1 protein-coding gene and 2 pseudogenes are annotated in these 2,982 nt (G+C 67.5%); 2 read left to right on the top strand and 1 reads right to left on the bottom strand.

The features are described from left to right. Positions 1 to 118: 118 nt before the first annotated feature. A pseudogene (locus G3N61_RS38525) lies at positions 119 to 310 on the top strand (c-type cytochrome); the annotation flags it as partial. Positions 311 to 427: 117 nt separating this feature from the next. Here G3N61_RS38525 and G3N61_RS38520 read toward each other — a convergent pair. Then, positions 428 to 2,515 (bottom strand): UvrD-helicase domain-containing protein, encoded by a 2,088-nt coding sequence (locus G3N61_RS38520; RefSeq protein WP_089449685.1) that lies wholly within the window; start codon positions 2,513 to 2,515, stop codon positions 428 to 430. A 298-nt stretch (positions 2,516 to 2,813) separates the two neighbouring features. On the opposite strand from G3N61_RS38520, the pseudogene G3N61_RS38515 reads away from it, so the two are divergent. Next, a pseudogene (locus tag G3N61_RS38515) lies at positions 2,814 to 2,915 on the top strand (SGNH/GDSL hydrolase family protein); the annotation flags it as partial. Positions 2,916 to 2,982: the final 67 nt, after the last annotated feature.

The following is a 2,982-nucleotide window of genomic DNA, read 5'->3' as shown; positions in this document are numbered from 1 at the left end:
CGCCAGATGAGCGGAGAACGCGCGGCTGCCGATGGTCTGGAATACGTCAATCATGGCGGCTCTCCCGTCCGTTGCCGATGCTTTCCAGTTTAGTCGGCGCACCGGGGCTCCGCCACGCGCGGCGGGCGTGCTCGGCGCGCCGAAGTTCGGCAGCAAGGAAGACTGGGCGCCGCGCCTGAAGGACTCGATGGATACGGTCTACAACTACGCGCTGCACGGCAAGGGCGCGATGCCGCCGAAGGGCGGGTCGAGCGCGTCGGACGCCGACGTGAAGGCCGCTGTCGACTACATGGTCAACGCAGCGAAGTAAGCCCACCCGGCCGCCAGTAAAAAACCCCCGCGACGCACACGCATCGCGGGGGTTTTGTTTTGCCGGCGCACCACTGGATCGCCGGAACACCGCGCGCCCGGCGGCGGCACCGCCAGGTCACTTCTGCAGCAATGCCTTCAGGCTCGCAAGCCGGTCCTTCGGCGACATCGGCGCCTCTTCCGGCGTGGGCGGCGGCGCCTCGTCGAGTCCCATCTCCGGGATGAAGCGCGACGGTTCGCACACGACCGTCTCGCGCGCCCGCTTGCGCTTCTTGCACCAGTTCAGATGCAGGCTGCGCTGCGCGCGCGTGATCGCCACGTACATCAGCCGGCGCTCTTCCTCGATCCGCTCGTTGTCGATCGGGCCGTCGTCCTCGGAGCCGCCGCGGTGCGGCATGATGCCTTCCTCGACCCCCACCAGGAACACGTGCGGATACTCGAGCCCCTTCGACGCATGGACGGTCGACAGCCGCACGGCGTCCGGATCCTCGTCCTTGCCCTCGAGCATCGACATCAGCGCGACGGTCTGGATCAGGCCGAGCAGGTTCTTGCCCGTATCGGCGAGCCCGTCCGCGTTGTGGAAACCTTGCGCCTCGCCGTCGACGGCCTCCGTCTCGGGCTTGGTGCCCTTGCGCTTCAGCCATTCGAGGAATTCGAGCACGTTCTGCCACTTCGACTGCGCCTGCCGCTCGTCGAACGCGTCGTACAGGTACGCCTCGTAGTGGATCGCCTCCATCATGTCGTCGAGCACGGCGGTCGCGGGATCCTTGTCCGCGCGCTCGGTCAGGCGCTGGATGAAGTCGCAGAACATCCGCAGCGGCTCGACCTGCCGCGCGGACAGCCGCGCCTCGATCCCGCCCATGTACACGGCCTCGAACAGCGACACCTTCGCCTGCCCCGCGAACGAGCCGAGCGCTTCGAGCGTCGTGTTGCCGATTCCGCGGCGCGGCGTGGTGACCGCGCGGATGAACGCGGGATCGTCGTCGGCGTTCGCGATCAGCCGCAGGTACGCGCACAGATCCTTGATCTCGGCCTTGTCGAAGAACGACTGGCCGCCCGACAGCACGTACGGGATCCGCTCGCGCCGCAGCACCTGCTCGAAGATCCGCGCCTGGAAGTTGCCGCGATACAGGATCGCGTAGTCGCGGAACTGCGCGCGCCGCTCGAACTTGTGCGCGGACAGCCGGAACACGACCGATTCGGCTTCATGCTCCTCGTCGTTGCACGGCGTGACGGTGATCGAATCGCCCATCCCGTGCTCGGACCACAGCTTCTTCTCGAACAGCTTCGGGTTGTTCGCGATCACGTTGTTCGCGGCGGTCAGGATGCGCACCGTCGACCGGTAGTTCTGCTCGAGCTTGACCAGGTGCAGTTTCGGGAAATCCTTGCCGAGCTGCGCGAGGTTCTCGAGCGTCGCGCCGCGCCAGCCGTAGATCGCCTGGTCGTCGTCGCCCACCGCCGTGAAGGCCGCGCGCGGGCCGGCGAGCAGCTTCAGCAGCTCGTACTGGCACGCGTTGGTGTCCTGGTACTCGTCGATCAGCAGGTAGCGCAGCTTGTTCTGCCAGCGGTCGCGCACCTGCTCGTTCTTCGCGAACAGCTCGGCGGGCAGGCGGATCAGGTCGTCGAAGTCGACCGCCTGGTACGCATGCAGCGTCGCGACGTAGTTGCGGTAGACCAGCGCGGCCTGGTGCTCGTCCTCAGTGGCCGCGATCGTCATCGCTTCATCGGGCATGATCAGGCCGTTCTTCCACAGCGAGATGGTGCTCTGGATCTTGCGGATCAGACCCTTGTCGGTCGTGCCGATCTGCTCCTGGATCATCCCGAAGCAGTCGTCCGAATCCATGATCGAGAACTGCGGCTTCAGGCCGACGTGCTCGGCCTCCTGGCGCAGGATCTGCACGCCGAGCGAGTGGAACGTGCAGACGGTGAGCTGGTTGACGGGCACCTTGCGGCCTTCCTTGCCGGGCGTGGTGAGCGTCTTGCCCTCGAGCAGCTTCGACACGCGCTCGCGCATTTCGGCGGCCGCCTTGTTCGTGAACGTGACGGCGGCGATGTGGCGCGGCTCGAAGCCTTTGGCTTCGATCAGGTGCGCGATCTTCTGCGTGATCACGCGGGTCTTGCCGCTGCCCGCGCCGGCGAGCACGAGACAGGGACCGTCGAGGTAGCGCACCGCTTCGTTCTGGGCGGGATTGAGGCCTGCGGACATGATGGCGGATGGTGTTGCGGTTGACGGCGGAACGCCGGGAGGATGCCGTGCGCGGCAGGCTGGCGAAGCAGGCGGACACGCGGGCAGGACGGGCATGTTAACACGTCGGCGGCGTGCTTTTCGGGAGCGCCGCCGGACGGGGCCGCGCGGGCGGATCCCGCGGCCGCCCCCTGTCCGTTCGGCCAATCCGGCCCCGTTCGCGCACCGATCGGCCACAATATGTCCACCCGGCGGCGCCCCGCGCCGGCCCGCTTGAACCACCTGGATGAACCACCTGAACCGCCACCGGATCGACATCATGGGATACCCGTTCGCCACCGCCGCTCTCGGCCCGCTGCTGTTCGCGCAGGGGCGCTACGTGCGCCGCGTCACGCCGCGGCTGCCCGAGGCGGCCGGCCCGCCCGACGTCGTCATGCCGGTCGCCCGCTGAACCTGCCGGCCGACGCATCTGCACAGCAACTATTCGA

The sequence above is a fragment of the Burkholderia sp. Ac-20349 genome (assembly GCF_017104865.1).
Classification (GTDB): domain Bacteria; phylum Pseudomonadota; class Gammaproteobacteria; order Burkholderiales; family Burkholderiaceae; genus Burkholderia; species Burkholderia aenigmatica.
Note: the sequence above shows the minus strand (reverse complement) of the source record. Positions and strands in the feature narration are given on the sequence as shown.